Source organism: Chitinophaga sp., from assembly GCF_036569185.1.
In the GTDB taxonomy this organism is placed as follows: Bacteria; Bacteroidota; Bacteroidia; order Chitinophagales; family Chitinophagaceae; genus Chitinophaga.
This window is the reverse complement of record NZ_DATCRD010000425.1, coordinates 26293-42419: the sequence shown is the minus strand read 5'-3', so window position 1 is coordinate 42419 and position 16127 is coordinate 26293. Positions and strand designations below refer to the sequence as shown.

Here is a 16127-nt window from a genome sequence, read left to right as displayed (position 1 = left end):
CCACCGTACAGCTACATACCCGCCAATAGCAGGCCCCATGGCCATACCAATGGTACTGAATAATCCTACCATACCCATTGCCTCGCCTCGCCGTGTAACCGGCACCATATCAGATACATAGGCAGAAGTGCCTGTGGGTTTAAACCCGGTAGAAAACCCATGGAAGAACCGTAAAAGAAGAAAGGCGCCAACAGAACTGATCAGCGGATAAATCAGGCTGCACACCACACACACCAGCGACCCGAAGATCATGACAGGCACACGTCCTATCGTATCTGTCAGTTTGCCGCTGAAAGGCCTTGACAACCCTGCCATTAAAGTGAATAAGCCGATAATATATCCTTTATAATCCGCTCCGCCCATCCGGGTAAGATAAGCCGGCAGCTCGGGGATCATCATATTGAAGCTGGCAGAAAAGAGCGCGTTACTAAGGCAAAGTAATATGAAATGCAGGGTGTAAATCCTTTCCTTCGACTGATACATGCCAGCAAAATTAGGAACTATGGTACAATTTTAGCAAAGTAATTGCCACCCGCAGCAATCTTATGAACAAAAATCAGCAGTGACCTGTTTATATTAACCAGCTGTTAAATTATGATCAATATCATGGTTCAATAACCGGGGAAATATTAAATTTATAGTAACCAAAAAAAGTCAATGATATGAAAGCAAACATTGGTGTTTCAGCAGAAAACACAAAAAAAATAGCATTAGAATTAAATAAGGTATTGGCAGATGAATTGTTGATTTATGCTAAAACACGCAATTGCCACTGGAATATCGAAGGAAGTAATTTCATGGAAATGCATAAGTTCTATGAAGCACAATATGAAGAGCTGCAGGATTTTGGTGACGATGTGGCAGAGTATATCCGGTCTATAGGTCATTATGCAGAAGGCCGTTATGCAGATGTTTTGAAACTGACCAACCTGCTGGAATCTGAGTATTCCAACGACCAGAAAAAGCAATTGAAGGAATTACTGGATGACCATGAAACAATAATCCGTAACCTGCGCAGGCTCATCGACGAATTTGATGAAAAGTACAAAGACAAAGGAGCTGCGGATTTTGCTACGCAACTGCTGCAAAAGCATATCAAGCTGGCCTGGATGATCCGCGCATATTTAAGCTAATTAAATTACCTGAAATAACTGACGTGCCGGTGGCAGTAAATAACTGCAGCCGGCACGTTTTTAGTTTTCAGTAATTGGCTACATTTGTTAGTGTGCCCCCTTCAACCCAAAAACAATAACAATGGATAATACCTCGAAAGACCTCCGCCTGGCAGTTTTGATAGATGCTGATAACATTCCTTATCATAATATTAAAGGTATGCTGGAAGAAGTGGCGAAGTATGGTAGCCCTACTTTTAAAAGGATCTACGGCGACTGGACTAAGCCTACAGTGGCAGGATGGAAAGGAGTATTACTGGATTATGCCATCACGCCCATTCAGCAGTATAGCTATACCTCCGGTAAAAACGCCACTGATTCTGCCATGATCATTGATGCAATGGATATACTCTACACCGGCAGGGTAGATGGGTTTTGCCTGGTATCCAGCGACAGCGATTTTACCCGGTTAGCTACCCGTTTGCGCGAGGCAGGAATGATAGTATATGGGATGGGAGAGCAAAAAACGCCCAGTGCCTTCAGGGCTGCCTGCGACAAATTTATTTATCTCGAAATTCTGCAGGTCAGGGAAAAGAAAACGGATACGGAAAAAACAAGAACCACCAAAGATAAACGGAACAGCATCAGTAAGGCGGATAAACAACTGGTATCATTAATTTCCACCAGTATCAATGATATTGCAGATGAAGACGGATGGGCATACCTGGGAGAACTCGGCAACCTGTTGCTGAAGAAACAACCGGATTTTGACTCCCGCAATTTTGGATTTAATAAACTGGTGCAACTGCTGAAAAGCTTTCCTGATTTTGAACTGGATATCAGGGAAAGCGGAAAGAAAACCGGGAAACTGGTGTATGTAAGAACAGTATAATCCTATGACACATAGAAAGATCAGGATCATCCGGGGCGATATTACAAAAGTAAACGCCGACGCTATTGTGAATGCGGCCAATTCTTCCCTTTTGGGCGGAGGCGGGGTGGATGGCGCTATTCACCGTGCTGGCGGACCAGCTATCCTCAACGATTGCAGGGCAATTGTAGCCCGGCAGGGAGGATGTAAAACAGGGGAAGCAGTGATTACTACCGCTGGTCGTTTACCGGCAAAACATGTTATTCATACAGTTGGGCCGGTTTGGAACAATGGTGCCCGTGAAGAAGATATGCTACTGGCAAATTGCTATCGCCATTCCCTGGAACTGGCGGATCGTCATCATTTGAAAAGCATCGCATTCCCGAATATCAGTACAGGTATTTATCACTTTCCCAAAGATCTTGCTGCGAAAATTGCCATGGATACTATCATGAAGTATCTGGAAGGAAACACTGGTATAGAAGAAGTGATCCTGGTATGCTATGATGAGGAGAACCTGCGTTATACAGAACATTATTATAATCAGCACATACCACCGGAAGTGTAAGTTTGAAATCCGGATATGCACAGAAAGGGCTATCTCATTGAGATAGCCCTTTCCTATAATGCGATGTAAAAACTATTACAATTAGAGTTTTGCGTATTTAACCCATGCGTAAATAAACATGGCAGCAAAAACGATAATGGCTGCAGGCGCCAGGAATCCTCCGATGCTATCGCCAACTTTATAAAAGTTGGTAGTGTGTACTATTGTTAAAAGATTCATCAACATTGTATAATGATTTATTATTATTCCGGGTGCAAATTAAAACATTCAATGCATATTCCCAATCAAAGGCTGGGTTACCAGCTGGTTAATTGCCGGATATACTTGTCCAGCCTTGCTTTGGCGAGAAAATTTTTTTCCAGGGAATCGGCAAAAGGCACAGGGGTGTCCAGGCTGGCGCAGCGCATTACCGGCGCGTCCAGCAGGGAAAAGCAGTGTTCGGCGATCCACGCGCTGATTTCGGCGCCAAACCCGCCAGTCAGCGTGTCTTCATGCAGGATCAGCACTTTGCCGGTAGCCGCCACTATTTCCCTGATCGCAGGGTAATCCAGTGGGAGCAGGGTGCGCAGGTCAAGGATGCCGATAGACAACTCCGGATGCTGCCCCGCATAGTCCAATGCCCAGTGCACACCGCTACCCCAGGTAATGATGCTGATATCTTCCCCTGGCTGTACCAATGCGGCTTTTCCTATTTCTGTGGTATAGTAGTTGTCGGGTACCAGCCCACTGATGCTGCGGTACAAGGCTTTATGTTCAAAATACATGACAGGGTTGGGATCAGCAAAGGCTGCTGTCAGCAAGCCCTTGGCGTCTGCCGGGTTGGAGGGATATACCACTTTCAGGCCGGGTACATGGGTAAACCAGGCTTCATTGGTTTGTGAATGGAAGGGGCCTGCACCAACACCTCCACCCGCGGGCATCCTGATCACCACATCGGCGTTCTGCCCCCAGCGGTAATGTATTTTGGCCAGGTTGTTCACGATCTGGTTGAATCCACAGGTGACAAAATCGGCAAATTGCATTTCCACCATACTCTTAAATCCACCGATAGATAAACCCAGCGCTGCGCCGATCACAGCGCTTTCACATAATGGAGTATTCCTTACCCTGCCGGCGCCAAACTGTTCAAGAAAGCCTTCTGTAATTTTAAATGCGCCGCCGTAGGCTGCAATATCCTGTCCCATGAGGATCAGCTCAGGATGTTGTTCCATGGCTTGTCTAAGCCCGTCGGACAAAGCGTTGATAAAGCGTTTTTCTGAAGAGGGGCCAGAAGCGGCCACCGGAGCGGGCGCGGCGGCATAAAGGTCGTTGAGTTCTTTTTCCGTATTAACTATGAACGGGGAGTCGGTAAGTCCCTTTGCCACCTGGATCTCTATTTCATGCTTTAATTCTTCCCGGATAGCGGCAATGTTTTCGGCAGAAAGTAGCTTGGCCTGCTGGAGGAAGGATTCATATTGAGCAATGGGGTCTTTTTTGCCCCATTCCTCGAAAAGGGCCGGGGGCACGTATTTTACGCCACTGGCTTCCTCATGCCCGCGCATACGGAATGTCATGGCCTCTATCAGTACCGGCTTTTGCTCTTTGATGGCATAAGCCCGGGCGGTACGTATGGTTTGATATACTTCCAGGAGATTATTGCCATCTATTTGTACGCCTTCCATGCCGTAACCTATGGCTTTATCTACCAGGTTGGCACAATGATATTGCTCACTGACAGGTGTGCTTAGTCCATAGCCGTTATTTTCTATCAGGAAAATTACCGGCAGGCCCCACACCGCAGCCAAATTGAGTGCTTCATGGAATTCCCCTTCACTGGTACCTCCTTCTCCGGTAAAGGCAAGCGATATTTTTTCTTCTTTTTTTAGCTGGTGGGCCAGGGCAATGCCATCGGCAATAGAGAGCTGTGGCCCCAGGTGGGATATCATGCCGCAAATATGATGCGGCCTGCTACCGAAATGAAAGGAGCGCTCACGGCCTTTACTATAGCCATTCCCGCTGCCCTGCCATTGCTGCAGCAGTTTATCGAGCGGCATTCCGCGGGTGGTGAATACACCCAGGTTACGGTGAAGCGGCAGGATCCATTCATTTGCTTCCAGGGCCAGGGCGGCGCCTACTGCAATAGCTTCCTGACCTATACCCGAAAACCATTTACTTATTTTGCCCTGCCGGAGTAACAACAGCATTTTTTCTTCTATAAGCCGTGGATATACCAGTGCTTTATAGAAAGATTGTAATTGCGCATCGCTTAAATCTGACCGGTCAAAATACATGAATTGGCTTTTTAACAGGCAGTAAAGGTAAGGGCTAATCGTTGTTAGCGCCGGCAAGACTGATCATCACACTGTTGATGATGGTCATAACGATACTGAAAAGCATCGCCCACCAGAAACCATCAACCTTAAAGCCAGGTACCAGTTTGGCGGCCAGCAGGATGATCAGGGCATTGATAACAAAGAGGAAAAGCCCGAGGGTAACAACAGTTACCGGGAATGTGAGAAAAAGAAGTATGGGTTTAACCAGGGCGTTCAGGAGTGCCAATACCAATGCGAGTACCAGCGCAGTTACAAAGCTATTTACTTCAACTGCCGGCTTCAGCAGGTAAGCGGTTGCCATGGCAGCTAAGGCACTAACCAGTATACGAATCAGGAAACCCATTGTACATTATTTTACCAGTTAAGGTAACGAAAAAAAGGGAATGGCAAAGTTTAGCTGTTGGGAGTGGGCTTCTAACCCGCTCCCAACAACCATTTAGCCAGGAATTATTTACAGGAAACTGTCTGCCTCCCGGTAAGCTTTGATCAGTGCGTCTTCGCCTTCTTTTCCTTTGCCTGCTATTCCGTGCTCCATGCCCAATACTCCTTTGTATCCTTTGTTATGGAGATGTTTAAAGATGTTTTTATAATTAATTTCACCCGTGCCCGGTTCCTTACGGCCCGGGTTGTCGCCGATCTGGATATAGGCAATTTCGTCCCAGCACCAGTCCATTACCGGAATGAGGTTACCGGTATTGCGCTGCATGTGGTAGATGTCGTACAAAATTTTGCAGGAAGGGCTTTTAACGGCCTTGCAGATTTCAAAGCTTTGTTCGGCAGTACGGAGGAACAGGTCGGGGGTATCGCTGAGAGGTTCCAGTACCATGATCAGGCCATGTGGCTCAAAAATTTCCGCCCCGCTACGTAAGGCATCTATTACGTGCGCAGTTTGAACGCCTATGGGAAGGGCGCGCTCAAAGTAACCTGGTACAACCGTGGCCCATTTGGCGTTGCAGCGTTTAGCGGTTTCCACGCTGGCTTTACAGGTTTTGATAAATGCGTCTTTAAATTCCTGTTTCCCGGTGGCCAGCGATGGCTTCCAGTTGTTGCCGGTGTCTACTACAAATACGCCCATCGTCATGCCCAGCTTAGCCAGGAGATCGCCTATTTTGCTTTGTTCTTCAGGGGAGCGACCCAGCATGCCATTGTCTTCAATAGACCGGAACCCCTGGTCGTACATATATTTGATCTGGTCCAGGAAGTTACCGCCATTGGCGCTGTTTTTAAACATGCCATCGTGAGGGGCATAGTTCATATTAAACGGCTTTCCGGCCATACCGGTGGTATTATTGCCTCCGGCGTGCGCAGCATTGCTGATCCCTCCCAGCGCCAGCGCTGAAATACCGGCCAGGGTGCCGTTTTGCAGGAATTTTCTTCTTTCCATAACGTTTTTAGATTGATGGTATAATTGACGGGTCCTAAATTTAATCGCTTTTCTAAGGAAATGCTAATATTGATGAAAAATTTTCAATTCATCAGCCCATTTTCGCATTCATCAAAAAATATTGCTTTCCAGATTAGTTTTTTTTAGATTCACCCACTTTATATTTTTCAATCACGTTAGATGACCAAACAGTATATGACCTTATTGCTGGGCGGATTGCTCAGCCAGGTTGTTGTAGCGCAATCAAAACAGGCATTCGAAGTTTACAGCCAGCAGATCCCCGGAACGGATGTAAGTTTCAAAATGGTACCCATAAAAGGTGGAAGCTTTCAACTGGGAAGCCCGGACAATGAAAAAGGACGTAATAAAGATGAAGGCCCGGCAAAAAAGGTGGAGATCTCCGATTTCTGGATGGGCGCTACTGAAGTTACTTTCGATGAATATGATATATACGCGGATGTGGAAAAAGATAAAACACCTACGCCGGATGGGATGACACGCCCCAGTCCGCCGTATATTGACCTTACCCTGGGAATGGGGAAAGCCGGTGGGTTTCCTGCCAACAGTATGAGCCAGTATGGTGCTTTGATGTATTGCCAGTGGCTTTATATAAAAACAGGTGTTTTTTACCGCCTGCCCACTGCTGCAGAATGGGAATATGCCTGCAGGGCCGGCGCCGCCACCGCCTATCCTTTTGGCGCCGATGCCGGCCAGCTGAAAGAATATGCATGGTTTAAAGACAACAGTGATAATAAATATCATAAGGTAGCGCAACTGAAACCTAACGCCTGGGGATTATACGATATGCTGGGAAATGTGGAAGAGTGGACCCTGGATCAATATGATGAAAACGGCGTAGCCAACGCTTCCGCCACCGACCCCTGGACACAGCCAACGGCTAAAACCCCGCGACTGCTCAAAGGTGGCAGCTTCCAGGATGAAGCTCCACTGCTCCGCAGTGCGGCCCGTTTGAAATCAGACCCCATATGGAACCGCCGGGATCCGCAGATCCCCAAAAGCTCCTGGTGGAATGCAGACGCTCCTTTTGTAGGTTTCAGGATAGTAAGACCCGTAAAACAACCAACAGAAGCGGAAGCCAATACATTCTTTGAAGAGATGATCGCTAAATATAAAGGTGCACGCTAGAAAGATTCAACATCCAAAAATCTAAAAAATCTTATTCAGTTATGGACAACGAAAAGAAATTCCACGGTGAAGGCCGCCGCGAATTCGTAAAGCAAACTACCTTGCTTGCGGGCGGTTTACTGGCTATGCCTATTTTATCAAAAGCTAATTATTTTTCAGGATCTACCGGTGTTATAAAAATAGCGCTGATAGGCTGTGGTGGCCGTGGTACCGGCGCCGCTACCCAGGCGCTCAGCACAAAAGAAAATGTGGAGCTGGTGGCAATGGCCGACGCTTTCCCCGACAGGCTGAGCAACAGCTACAATGATATTAAGGAAGCCCTGGGCGATAAAGCCAGCCGGGTAAACGTTCCGGAAGGCAATAAGTTCATTGGCTTCGACGCATACAAACAAGCCATTGCACTGGCCGATGTGGTGATCCTCGCCACCCCTCCGGGCTTCAGGCCCATTCACTTTGAAGAAGCGGTGAAACAGGGGAAACACATCTTCATGGAAAAACCTGTAGCAACAGATCCCGCCGGTATTAAAAAAGTACTGGAAGCTGCTGCAGTGGCCAAAACAAAGAAATTAAACGTAGTAGTGGGCTTACAACGCCGCTACCAGAACTCTTACCGCGAACTGTATAAACGCTTCCAGGACGGCATTATCGGCGATATGCTCTCAGCACAGGTGTGGTGGAACCAGGGAGCGCTGTGGGTAAAACCCCGCAAGCCCGAGTATACAGAAATGGAATACCAGATGCGGAACTGGTACTACTTCAACTGGCTGTGTGGCGATCATATCGTGGAGCAACATATCCACAATATCGACGTAGGCAACTGGTTTATGGGCGCTACCCCTGTTACTGCAGGCGGTATGGGCGGCCGGGCCGTTCGTACCGGTAAAGAGTACGGCGAAATATTTGACCACCACTTTGTGGAATACCGCTATGCAAATGGCGTGGTAATGAACAGCCAGTGCCGCCACTGGAAAGACGCTCCCAGCAAGGTTGATGAGGAAATTGTAGGTACCAAGGGCCGTATCTTCTGCGATAAAGCACAGATAGTGGATCATAAAGGTAAAGTGCTGTACCAGTTCGACAAGAAAAAAGAAAACAACCCTTACCAGACAGAGCACGATGAACTGTTTGCGGCCATTGCCAAAGGCGAATACAAATTTGCAGACGCAGAAAGAGGCGCCCAGGCAACCCTCTCTGCTATCATAGGCCGTTTGGCTACCTATTCCGGCCAGGTGATCGACTGGAATGTGGCGCTGAACTCAGGCCTGGACCTGCATCCTAAAACATATTCATTTGATGCGCAACCACCGGTAATGCCGGATGCATCCGGTAATTATGCTTATGCAAAACCAGGTATTACCAAATATTTTACCTGATAAAAATTACCCGGCATAAACGTGGACCAGGGATTTGTGGAAAGATCAGTAAAACGGTCTTTTCACAAATCCCTGTTTCGTGATGCACAATTCGTAATTTCCATCTATGAAAAAATTACTGGTAGTATTGACGGCCATGTTAACCGGGGGCGGCACAACTGCCCAGGTGGCGGCGATAAAGAAATGGGCGGAGGCAGAACTGCTGCATAAAACACCAATGGAACAGGCGCATGTGGGGATCTGTATTTATGAACCGGCTACCGGGAAATATTGGTACCAGTACCAGGACAATAAGTTTTTTACACCGGCATCCAATATGAAGATATTTTCATTGTATGCCGGTCTGAAGCTGCTTGGCGATTCACTTCCAGCAGCGCGTTACTACGAAAATGATACCGCTCTCTTTGTAAAAGGAACAGGAGATCCGTCTTTCCTGCACCCTGATTATAACTATCAACCCCTGCTGCAGCTATTGCAGCAAACCACTAAAAAGATTTATCTCGTTCCTGGTGTGAATGCCAACAAACGCTTTGGTCCCGGTTGGGCCTGGGGGGATTACGCAGATGACTATCAGCCGGAACTGAACGAGTGGCCCATGTATGGCAATGTGGTCCGCATCCGGCGCCAGGGGAGGAACAACAGCATTGTGCCTGCCTTCTATGACCTGGATGTAATGGAAGATGATACCCTGAGCGAGACAATTATATCGAGGGATGAACGTAACAATATCTTCTACCTGAAATACAATCCGGAAAACAGGGAAGAAAAAAAAGCCGAAGTGCCTTTTATTACAGGATCTGTGCAGGATTTGCAGCAACGGCTGGAAGATACTTTGCATAAACGTATAGGGCTGGCCGTTGTACCGCCTGCAGGAAACTACAGGATGCTGAAAAGCCTCCCGGTAGATTCATTGTTGATCCCGATGATGGAACGCAGCGACAATTTTTTTGCGGAACAAACACTGATGATGGCATCATCCGTTTTATGGGATACCATCAGCAGTACCCGCACTATTGATTACCTGCTTGCCGGAGAGCTCAAAAGCCTGCCGGACCCGCCGCAATGGGAAGATGGGTCAGGGCTTTCCCGGTACGACCTGTTTACGCCCCGCGATTTTGTAACAGTGCTCACCCTGATGCGGCAGCAATTTCCACAGGAACGGCTCTGGCAGATCTTTCCCACCGGAGGAAAGGGCACCCTGAAGAACTATTATAAACAGTTGAAAGTACATGCCAAAACAGGCACATTAACCGGGGTGGTAGCTTTGAGCGGTTATCTTGAAACAAAGAAAAAGAGAACACTGGTGTTCAGTGTAATGGTGAATAATCATCACGAATCTGCCAGCAGTGTGAGAAGGGCGGTAGAGCGGTTGCTTACCATGGTGAGCACTGCCTACTAAGGCTTGATGGTATAAGAAAGCAGCAGGGTAGTGTCTTGCAGCTGATCAGCTTCTATGAGCCCAACCCCTTTGCCGTAATAGCTGGTGGAGATGGTGCCTACGGATACCGGATTACCAAATACAATGGCATAAGCATCCATTTTTACTGCGATCACGGAGGCATAATTCTTTCCGTTCACCGTTTTGGTGATATTCTTTTCCGTAATGGTAAATTCCAGGATCCCGGAAGTGTTTACACCGCCGTTGTTTACAGTGATGGTGTCTTTCCAGGAAGTGCCTGCAGGCACATTATCTTTCAGGTAGGTAAGCTCCAGGCTGTCGGCGCTGTAACCCTGGAAAGTAAGAATGCTGGCTATCTGTGTGTAAATACCGTCTTTACAGTTAGAGCAGGTGAATACGCTGTCGTTTCCTACCTTTTTATATACTATACCGTTAATGGTCGTGTCTTCTGAAACTGTGAGGGTATAGGCGACCGTGTCTTTAGAGCGGTTTACATTAATGTAGGAAAAAGAGGAGCCGTTAGTGTAGGGGGCATACTCGCAATTACTGCCGGAGGGCAATGTACCTTCTCCCTCATTGCTCATTTCCTTACTGCAGGAAAACAGCAATGTTACCATTGAAAGGATAGCTATGAGAAAGTAATGTTTCTTCATAAAACATATGGTGATACATCTATAACGCTCAGAGATATAAAATTATGCAAAAAAACGCCATAAGTATTTCGCTAATGGTTTTTTAATAATACAGGCTTAACCGTGCCGCTTAGCTATTGCCGGTTTTTGCGGCGTTGCTGCTGATCCTGCGCAGGTCGCCGGGCATGATATCTTCAATGTGGCCATCTTTTGAAACAAGAAAAGTTAGGCACGCATACTTATACAAGTAGGAGTTGCATTTATTCTCTTTTTTTAAGGGGAATTTTTAACATAATTGTATTGGCGACATTTATTTTTAGAAAATAATTAAACTAATCATGTCTATCTTACATAGACATGAATACCCGTTTCGTCGATATGAAAAGCTAGTTAACAGACAAATTTTATCATCTTCCAAAATCACTTGTAGCATGAACCCACGTTATGCAAAGGCTATGCTATTGCTATGCCTATTTGCAACCCACAGCAGCGCCATTGCCGCGCGCGCGCCATTACCCAGCGTATGGCAACAAGTAAATCTAACAGTTAAAGGAAAAGTAAAAGACATCAACGGTAACCCGCTGCCCGGGGTTACAGTGTTGGTGAAAGACTCAAAGAAAGGTGCTACCACCGATGAAAAAGGCAACTATGTACTAACCGATGTTAAAAAAGATGCGGTGCTCGTATTCCAATACATCGGCTTTGATGCACAGGAGCTGAAAGTGGAGGGTAAAACTTCCCTGAATGTTGTATTAAAAGAAAACCAGAAAACACTGGATGAGTATGTAGTAGTGGGTTACGGTACCCAGAAGAAAGTTACCAAAACCGGCGCAGTATCATCTGTAAAAGGCGCCGAGTTACAGCAGTCGCCCAACGTTAATATCTCTAATTCACTTGTTGGACGTATTCCCGGCATTATTGCAGTTAATAACAGTGGTGAGCCCGGTTACGATGGCTCCCGTATTTTTATCCGTGGCCGCAGTACATTAGGTAACAGTAACCCACTGGTAGTGATCGATGGTTTTCCGCGCGATGGCTTTGAGCGCATGAATCCCAACGACATTGAAAGCGTTTCCATCCTGAAAGACGCAGCTGCCGCCATTTATGGTTCCCGTGCAGCCAACGGCGTTATCCTTGTTACCACCAAGCGCGGTAAAGGTGGAAAGCCAACACTGAGCTACGGCTTTAACCAGTCGTTTGTAACACCCACCAGGCTGCCTGAAATGGCGGATGCGCCTACGTATGCCAAAGTGGTGAACGAAATTTTAAAGTATGGGGGGGATGCGCCAAAGTACACAGATGAACAAATCAAGAAATTCGGAGACGGCTCCGATCCATGGCTGTATCCTAACACCAACTGGTATGATGCCGCGATTAAAAAGTATTCCCTGCAAAACCGGCACGACCTCTCGCTGAGCGGGGGAACAGAGAAAATGTCGTACTTCGTTTCGCTGGGTTCTTTATTCCAGGATGGTATTTATAAGAACAGCGCTACCAATTACAAGCAACAAAACGTAAGGGCCAACCTGGATGCGGTAGTAAGCGATTACATCCGTTTGCGGTTCGACCTGGCAGGGCGCCTGGAGAACAGGAACTTCCCGCCCCGCAGCGCCGGCTCCATCTTCAGATCCCTGATGCGTGGCCGGCCTACGGAAAATGCCATCTGGCCCAACGGGTTGCCCGGGCCTGATATTGAATACGGCGATAATCCCGTTGTTACAGGAACAAATGCAATCGGTTACACCAACGATAAGAACTATGTGATCAATACCAATATGTCGGCCGTAGTAAATATCCCGGGAGTGGAAGGATTATTCGTAGATGGTAGTTTTGCCTACGATCAGAATTTTGATTTCTACAAATCTTATATCAAACCCTGGACGTTATACACCCTGGCAGATGCAAATGATCCGACACATAAGCTGAATGCAGGCTCCCGGGGAGTAAGCGCTCCCGAGCTAACGGAGCAGTTCAGTACATTAAGACAAATTACCGTCAACTTCAAATTGAACTATGTACGTTCTTTCGGCAAGCATAATCTCAGCAGCTTCATCGCTTTTGAACAGGCTACTCTGAGAAACGATGGCTTCTCTGCCAATCGCAGGTACTTTATCAGTGATAAGCTTGACCAGTTGAATTTAGGTGGCGATAAAGAAAAGAACAATGCCGGCAGCGGGTTTGAATATGCCCGCCGGAACTACTTCGGACGTATTTCCTACAACTACAAGGAAACCTACCTGTTTGATTTCAACATGCGTTACGATGGTTCCCAGAATTTTCCAAAGGGCCGCCGCATGGGGCTGTTCCCCGGAGCGTCTGCAGGATGGGTACTTTCAAACGAAGGATTCTGGAAGAAAAGCATCCGTACGCTTGATTATTTCAAAGTGCGCGCAGCCTGGGGACAAATGGGTAACGACCAGATTGATCCGTTCCAATACCTGAGCACCTATGGCTTCAGCGCCGGCGGCGTAATGCTGGGCGGCGATCTGAATAAAGGGCTTTACCAGCTGAGATCTCCCAATGACGCGATCACCTGGGAAGTAGCCAATAACTACGACGTGGGTATCGAGGCAAAAATACTGGGAGATAAACTGGCTTTTGAAGGAGATTACTTCCTCACCAAAAGATCCAACATCCTGGCCAGCCGCAGCCAGTCGATGCCCGGCTATACCGGTATGACCCTGCCACAGGAAAATATCGCCCGGGTAGAAAATAAAGGCTTCGAAATGGTACTGAGCCATAAGAACGACATCAAAAAATTCCATTATGAGATCATAGGTACTGTTACACACGCAGAAAACAAAGTGCTGTTCTTTGATGAAACACCCAATCTGCCGGCATACCAGCAGGCAACCGGAAAACAGATAGGCGCACCGCTGTATTACCAGGCAATCGGTATTTATAAAACACAGGAAGAAGTAGATAAAAGCCCCCACGTAGGCGGCGCCAGGGCCGGGGATATTATTTTCCTCGATAAAAACGGGGATGGCGTGATCGACGACCTGGACCGCGTTCGTATGGACCGCACAGAAAACCCGACCTGGATCTTTGGTTTAACCATGACCGCCAAATTCAAAAACTTCGACTTCACCATGTTATGGCAGGGCGCCACCGGCGCCAGCCAGTACCTGCGTACAGAATCAGGACTGATCGGCAATTTCCCGATGGCATATGTAAAAGACCGCTGGACAGAAGACAATATCAACGGATCATGGCCAAGAGCGTATGACCGTGACCGTGAGTACTGGGTGAACCGCCAGAATACTTTCTGGTTCTGGAACACCAATTATGTCCGTTTAAAAACCCTGGATCTGGGGTACAATATACCCTCCAAACTCTGCAAGCGCGTGGGGTTACAAAACCTCCGGGTATACGTAAGCGGGCAAAACCTGGTGACCATCGACAAAGTAAAGATTTTTGACCCCGAAGCGCCCAGTGGAAGCGGACAGTTTTATCCGCAAACCAAGATTTACAATGTGGGATTAAACGTAACCTTTTAATTAATGTGCCATGAAGAAATTAACCATCATCAGATATATAGCGGGAGCCTTTTTGTTATGCGCGGCGACTGCCGGTTGTAATAAGGACTTTCTTGAAAAGAAACCGCTGACGGAATATGAAGAATCAGATGTGTGGAAAGATGTGGGCCTGGTGCAGGCATTTGTAAATGATCTGTATGTACAGATGCGCCCGGGATTCCTTGAAGTGATGCTTTCCTCCATGACCGATGAAAGCCGCTTTATCCACGATTACAACACCTCCAGGGTAGTGCAGGGAAATGCCTCTGCCGACGATGTGGGCGCCATCAATGATTTTGCCAGGTGGGATCTGCATTACAAGGCTATCCGCAACTGTAATATGTTCCTGGAAAAAATCGCCAATGTGCCCATTACCGATGAAAACCTGCGTACCCGCATGACCGGCGAAGTACATTTTATGCGCGCCTGGTATTATCATATGCTGGTGCGCTATTATGGTGGGGTTCCTTTGATCACCAAAACGTTTAATATTAAGGGAGATGAACAGGAGATATTAAGTGTAAAGAGAGCCACTTTTGACGAATGCGTTAAATTCATTACCGCGGAATGCGACCTGGCCGCGCAGCAACTGCCTGCTTCCTATGAAGCCGCTGCAGGCAAAGGAAGGGTAACCAAAGGCGCCGCGCTGGCATTGAAATCACGGATACTGCTTTTCGCTGCCAGTGACCTGTTTAATGATGCGAAAGTACCCAATGATTTAATGGGTTATAAATCCGGTTCACAGAAAGACCGTTACAAACTGGCTATGGACGCGGCAAAGGTGGTAATGGACCTGAATACTTACAGTCTTTATCAGCCCGCTGCCAATCCAACAGACAATTACACCCGTGTATTCCTGGATAAGGATAACCCGGAGCTGATTTTTGTTAAGCAATATGATAAAGCGTTGCTTGGAACTTCGCACGACCTGTACAACGGGCCAAACGGTTATCATAACTGGGGCGGCAATGTGCCCATAGAAAATTTTGTGACCGGCTACCAGATGAAAGACGGGACTGCTTTTTCCTGGAGCAATGCCGCACAGGCAAAGGCGCCCTATGAAAACCGCGATCCCCGCTTTTACGCCACCATCCTTTATGATGGCGCTAAATGGAAGCCCCGTCCGTCGGATGCCGCAAAAGTGGACCCGGTAGGAGTGATACAAACCGGTAAATATGAAGCACCCAATGGCAAGGACAGCGTATGGGGGCTCGATACACGCAACAGTGTGATTGAAAACTGGAATGGCACCTACTCCGGTTATTACCTGCGTAAGTTTATGGATAAGAACCTGGATGCACAGTTCTTCCGTGGCGACCAGAACTGGATCTTCCTGCGCTATGCAGAAATACTGCTCAACTATGCAGAAGCTGCTATGGGTTACGGCGATGAAGCAAGCGGACGTACTGTGTTGAACCAGGTGCGCCAGCGTGCAGGAATGCCAGCTACAACAGCCTCCGGAGCCGCTTTGTGGGCAGTGCTGAAATATGAAAGAAGGTATGAGCTGGCCTTTGAAGAACATCGCTTTTTTGATGCCCGCCGCTGGAGAGATGCTGAAACTGTTTTCAATGAAAATGCCTACGGCATTGAAGTATTGGGATCACAGATTGCCGGGCATCCTTTTGTATACCATGTATACAGCATCCAGAGCCGGAAGTTCAATAAGGCGAAGAATTACCTGCTGCCATTGCCTGCCAACGAAATCAGGAAGAACAGTAACCTGAAGCAACAGGAAGACTACAAATAACGGGATTCATACACTAGCTTTTCATAAAAAAGAAATGCCGCGAGATCATCGCGGCATTTCTTTTT

General features: G+C 47.3%; 14 protein-coding genes. 8 read left to right on the top strand and 6 right to left on the bottom strand.

Features of this window, described 5'->3' with window-relative positions:
• The coding region (locus VIM72_RS32220) for an MFS transporter (RefSeq protein ID WP_332006901.1) at window positions 1-483 on the bottom strand (483 nt) is incomplete at its 3' end.
• Window positions 484-662: 179 nt separating this feature from the next.
• Here VIM72_RS32220 and VIM72_RS32215 point away from each other — a divergent pair.
• The 3 genes from VIM72_RS32215 (at window position 663) to VIM72_RS32205 (ending at window position 2551) form a co-directional block, all read left to right on the top strand.
• Window positions 663-1133 carry a DNA starvation/stationary phase protection protein gene (locus VIM72_RS32215; protein ID WP_332006900.1) on the top strand — a complete coding sequence of 157 codons (471 nt, stop codon included), beginning with the start codon at window positions 663-665 and terminating at the stop codon, window positions 1131-1133.
• Between the two features lie 121 nt (window positions 1134-1254).
• On the top strand, window positions 1255-2004 hold the full coding sequence (locus VIM72_RS32210) for an NYN domain-containing protein (protein WP_332006899.1): 750 nt from the start codon (window positions 1255-1257) through the stop codon (window positions 2002-2004).
• Window positions 2005-2008: 4 nt separating this feature from the next.
• Entirely contained in the window at window positions 2009-2551 is a 543-nt protein-coding gene (locus VIM72_RS32205) for an O-acetyl-ADP-ribose deacetylase (RefSeq protein WP_332006898.1), read from the top strand.
• A gap of 81 nt (window positions 2552-2632) precedes the next feature.
• Here the strand turns inward: VIM72_RS32205 and VIM72_RS32200 are convergent, their stop codons facing one another.
• The 4 genes from VIM72_RS32200 to VIM72_RS32185 form a co-directional block, all read right to left on the bottom strand.
• Window positions 2633-2776 (bottom strand): hypothetical protein, encoded by a 144-nt coding sequence (locus tag VIM72_RS32200; protein WP_332006897.1) that lies wholly within the window; start codon window positions 2774-2776, stop codon window positions 2633-2635.
• 71 nt (window positions 2777-2847) lie between these two features.
• The gene (locus tag VIM72_RS32195) at window positions 2848-4821 is read right to left on the bottom strand and encodes an alpha-ketoacid dehydrogenase subunit alpha/beta (RefSeq protein WP_332006896.1); all 1974 of its coding nucleotides are present in this window, start codon (window positions 4819-4821) and stop codon (window positions 2848-2850) included.
• A gap of 34 nt (window positions 4822-4855) precedes the next feature.
• Window positions 4856-5206, bottom strand: coding sequence for a phage holin family protein (locus VIM72_RS32190; protein WP_332006895.1), 351 nt, complete (start codon window positions 5204-5206; stop codon window positions 4856-4858).
• A gap of 108 nt (window positions 5207-5314) precedes the next feature.
• Complete coding sequence (locus VIM72_RS32185; RefSeq protein WP_332006894.1) at window positions 5315-6247, bottom strand: hydroxypyruvate isomerase family protein; 933 nt, start codon at window positions 6245-6247, stop codon at window positions 5315-5317.
• A 180-nt stretch (window positions 6248-6427) separates the two neighbouring features.
• Between VIM72_RS32185 and VIM72_RS32180 the strand changes: the two genes are divergently transcribed.
• The 3 genes from VIM72_RS32180 (at window position 6428) to VIM72_RS32170 (ending at window position 10165) form a co-directional block, all read left to right on the top strand.
• On the top strand, window positions 6428-7393 hold the full coding sequence (locus tag VIM72_RS32180) for a formylglycine-generating enzyme family protein (RefSeq protein ID WP_332006893.1): 966 nt from the start codon (window positions 6428-6430) through the stop codon (window positions 7391-7393).
• A gap of 41 nt (window positions 7394-7434) precedes the next feature.
• Window positions 7435-8766 carry a Gfo/Idh/MocA family protein gene (locus VIM72_RS32175; RefSeq protein WP_142684592.1) on the top strand — a complete coding sequence of 444 codons (1332 nt, stop codon included), beginning with the start codon at window positions 7435-7437 and terminating at the stop codon, window positions 8764-8766.
• A 106-nt stretch (window positions 8767-8872) separates the two neighbouring features.
• The gene (locus tag VIM72_RS32170) at window positions 8873-10165 is read left to right on the top strand and encodes a D-alanyl-D-alanine carboxypeptidase/D-alanyl-D-alanine-endopeptidase (protein ID WP_332006892.1); all 1293 of its coding nucleotides are present in this window, start codon (window positions 8873-8875) and stop codon (window positions 10163-10165) included.
• Here the strand turns inward: VIM72_RS32170 and VIM72_RS32165 are convergent.
• Window positions 10162-10818, bottom strand: a complete 657-nt coding sequence (locus VIM72_RS32165) for a hypothetical protein (RefSeq protein ID WP_332006891.1) — start codon at window positions 10816-10818, stop codon at window positions 10162-10164. The genes VIM72_RS32170 and VIM72_RS32165 overlap by 4 nt on opposite strands.
• Window positions 10819-11228: 410 nt before the next feature.
• On the opposite strand from VIM72_RS32165, the gene VIM72_RS32160 reads away from it, so the two are divergent.
• Window positions 11229-14297, top strand: coding sequence for a TonB-dependent receptor (locus VIM72_RS32160; RefSeq protein ID WP_332006890.1), 3069 nt, complete (start codon window positions 11229-11231; stop codon window positions 14295-14297).
• A gap of 10 nt (window positions 14298-14307) precedes the next feature.
• The gene (locus tag VIM72_RS32155) at window positions 14308-16062 is read left to right on the top strand and encodes a RagB/SusD family nutrient uptake outer membrane protein (RefSeq protein ID WP_332006889.1); all 1755 of its coding nucleotides are present in this window, start codon (window positions 14308-14310) and stop codon (window positions 16060-16062) included.
• The last annotated feature ends 65 nt before the right edge of the window (window positions 16063-16127 follow it).

What these genes read in the sequence shown, in the direction of transcription:
- VIM72_RS32210 (WP_332006899.1), top strand. Translation starts at nt 1,255, where the DNA reads ATGGATAATACCTCGAAAGACCTCCGCCTGGCAGTTTTGATAGATGCT.
- VIM72_RS32185 (WP_332006894.1), bottom strand. Translation starts at nt 6,247, where the DNA reads ATGGAAAGAAGAAAATTCCTGCAAAACGGCACCCTGGCCGGTATTTCA.
- VIM72_RS32160 (WP_332006890.1), top strand. Translation starts at nt 11,229, where the DNA reads ATGAACCCACGTTATGCAAAGGCTATGCTATTGCTATGCCTATTTGCA.
- VIM72_RS32215 (WP_332006900.1), top strand. Translation starts at nt 663, where the DNA reads ATGAAAGCAAACATTGGTGTTTCAGCAGAAAACACAAAAAAAATAGCA.
- VIM72_RS32200 (WP_332006897.1), bottom strand. Translation starts at nt 2,776, where the DNA reads ATGTTGATGAATCTTTTAACAATAGTACACACTACCAACTTTTATAAA.
- VIM72_RS32170 (WP_332006892.1), top strand. Translation starts at nt 8,873, where the DNA reads ATGAAAAAATTACTGGTAGTATTGACGGCCATGTTAACCGGGGGCGGC.
- VIM72_RS32165 (WP_332006891.1), bottom strand. Translation starts at nt 10,818, where the DNA reads ATGAAGAAACATTACTTTCTCATAGCTATCCTTTCAATGGTAACATTG.
- VIM72_RS32205 (WP_332006898.1), top strand. Translation starts at nt 2,009, where the DNA reads ATGACACATAGAAAGATCAGGATCATCCGGGGCGATATTACAAAAGTA.
- VIM72_RS32180 (WP_332006893.1), top strand. Translation starts at nt 6,428, where the DNA reads ATGACCAAACAGTATATGACCTTATTGCTGGGCGGATTGCTCAGCCAG.
- VIM72_RS32155 (WP_332006889.1), top strand. Translation starts at nt 14,308, where the DNA reads ATGAAGAAATTAACCATCATCAGATATATAGCGGGAGCCTTTTTGTTA.
- VIM72_RS32175 (WP_142684592.1), top strand. Translation starts at nt 7,435, where the DNA reads ATGGACAACGAAAAGAAATTCCACGGTGAAGGCCGCCGCGAATTCGTA.
- VIM72_RS32190 (WP_332006895.1), bottom strand. Translation starts at nt 5,206, where the DNA reads ATGGGTTTCCTGATTCGTATACTGGTTAGTGCCTTAGCTGCCATGGCA.
- VIM72_RS32195 (WP_332006896.1), bottom strand. Translation starts at nt 4,821, where the DNA reads ATGTATTTTGACCGGTCAGATTTAAGCGATGCGCAATTACAATCTTTC.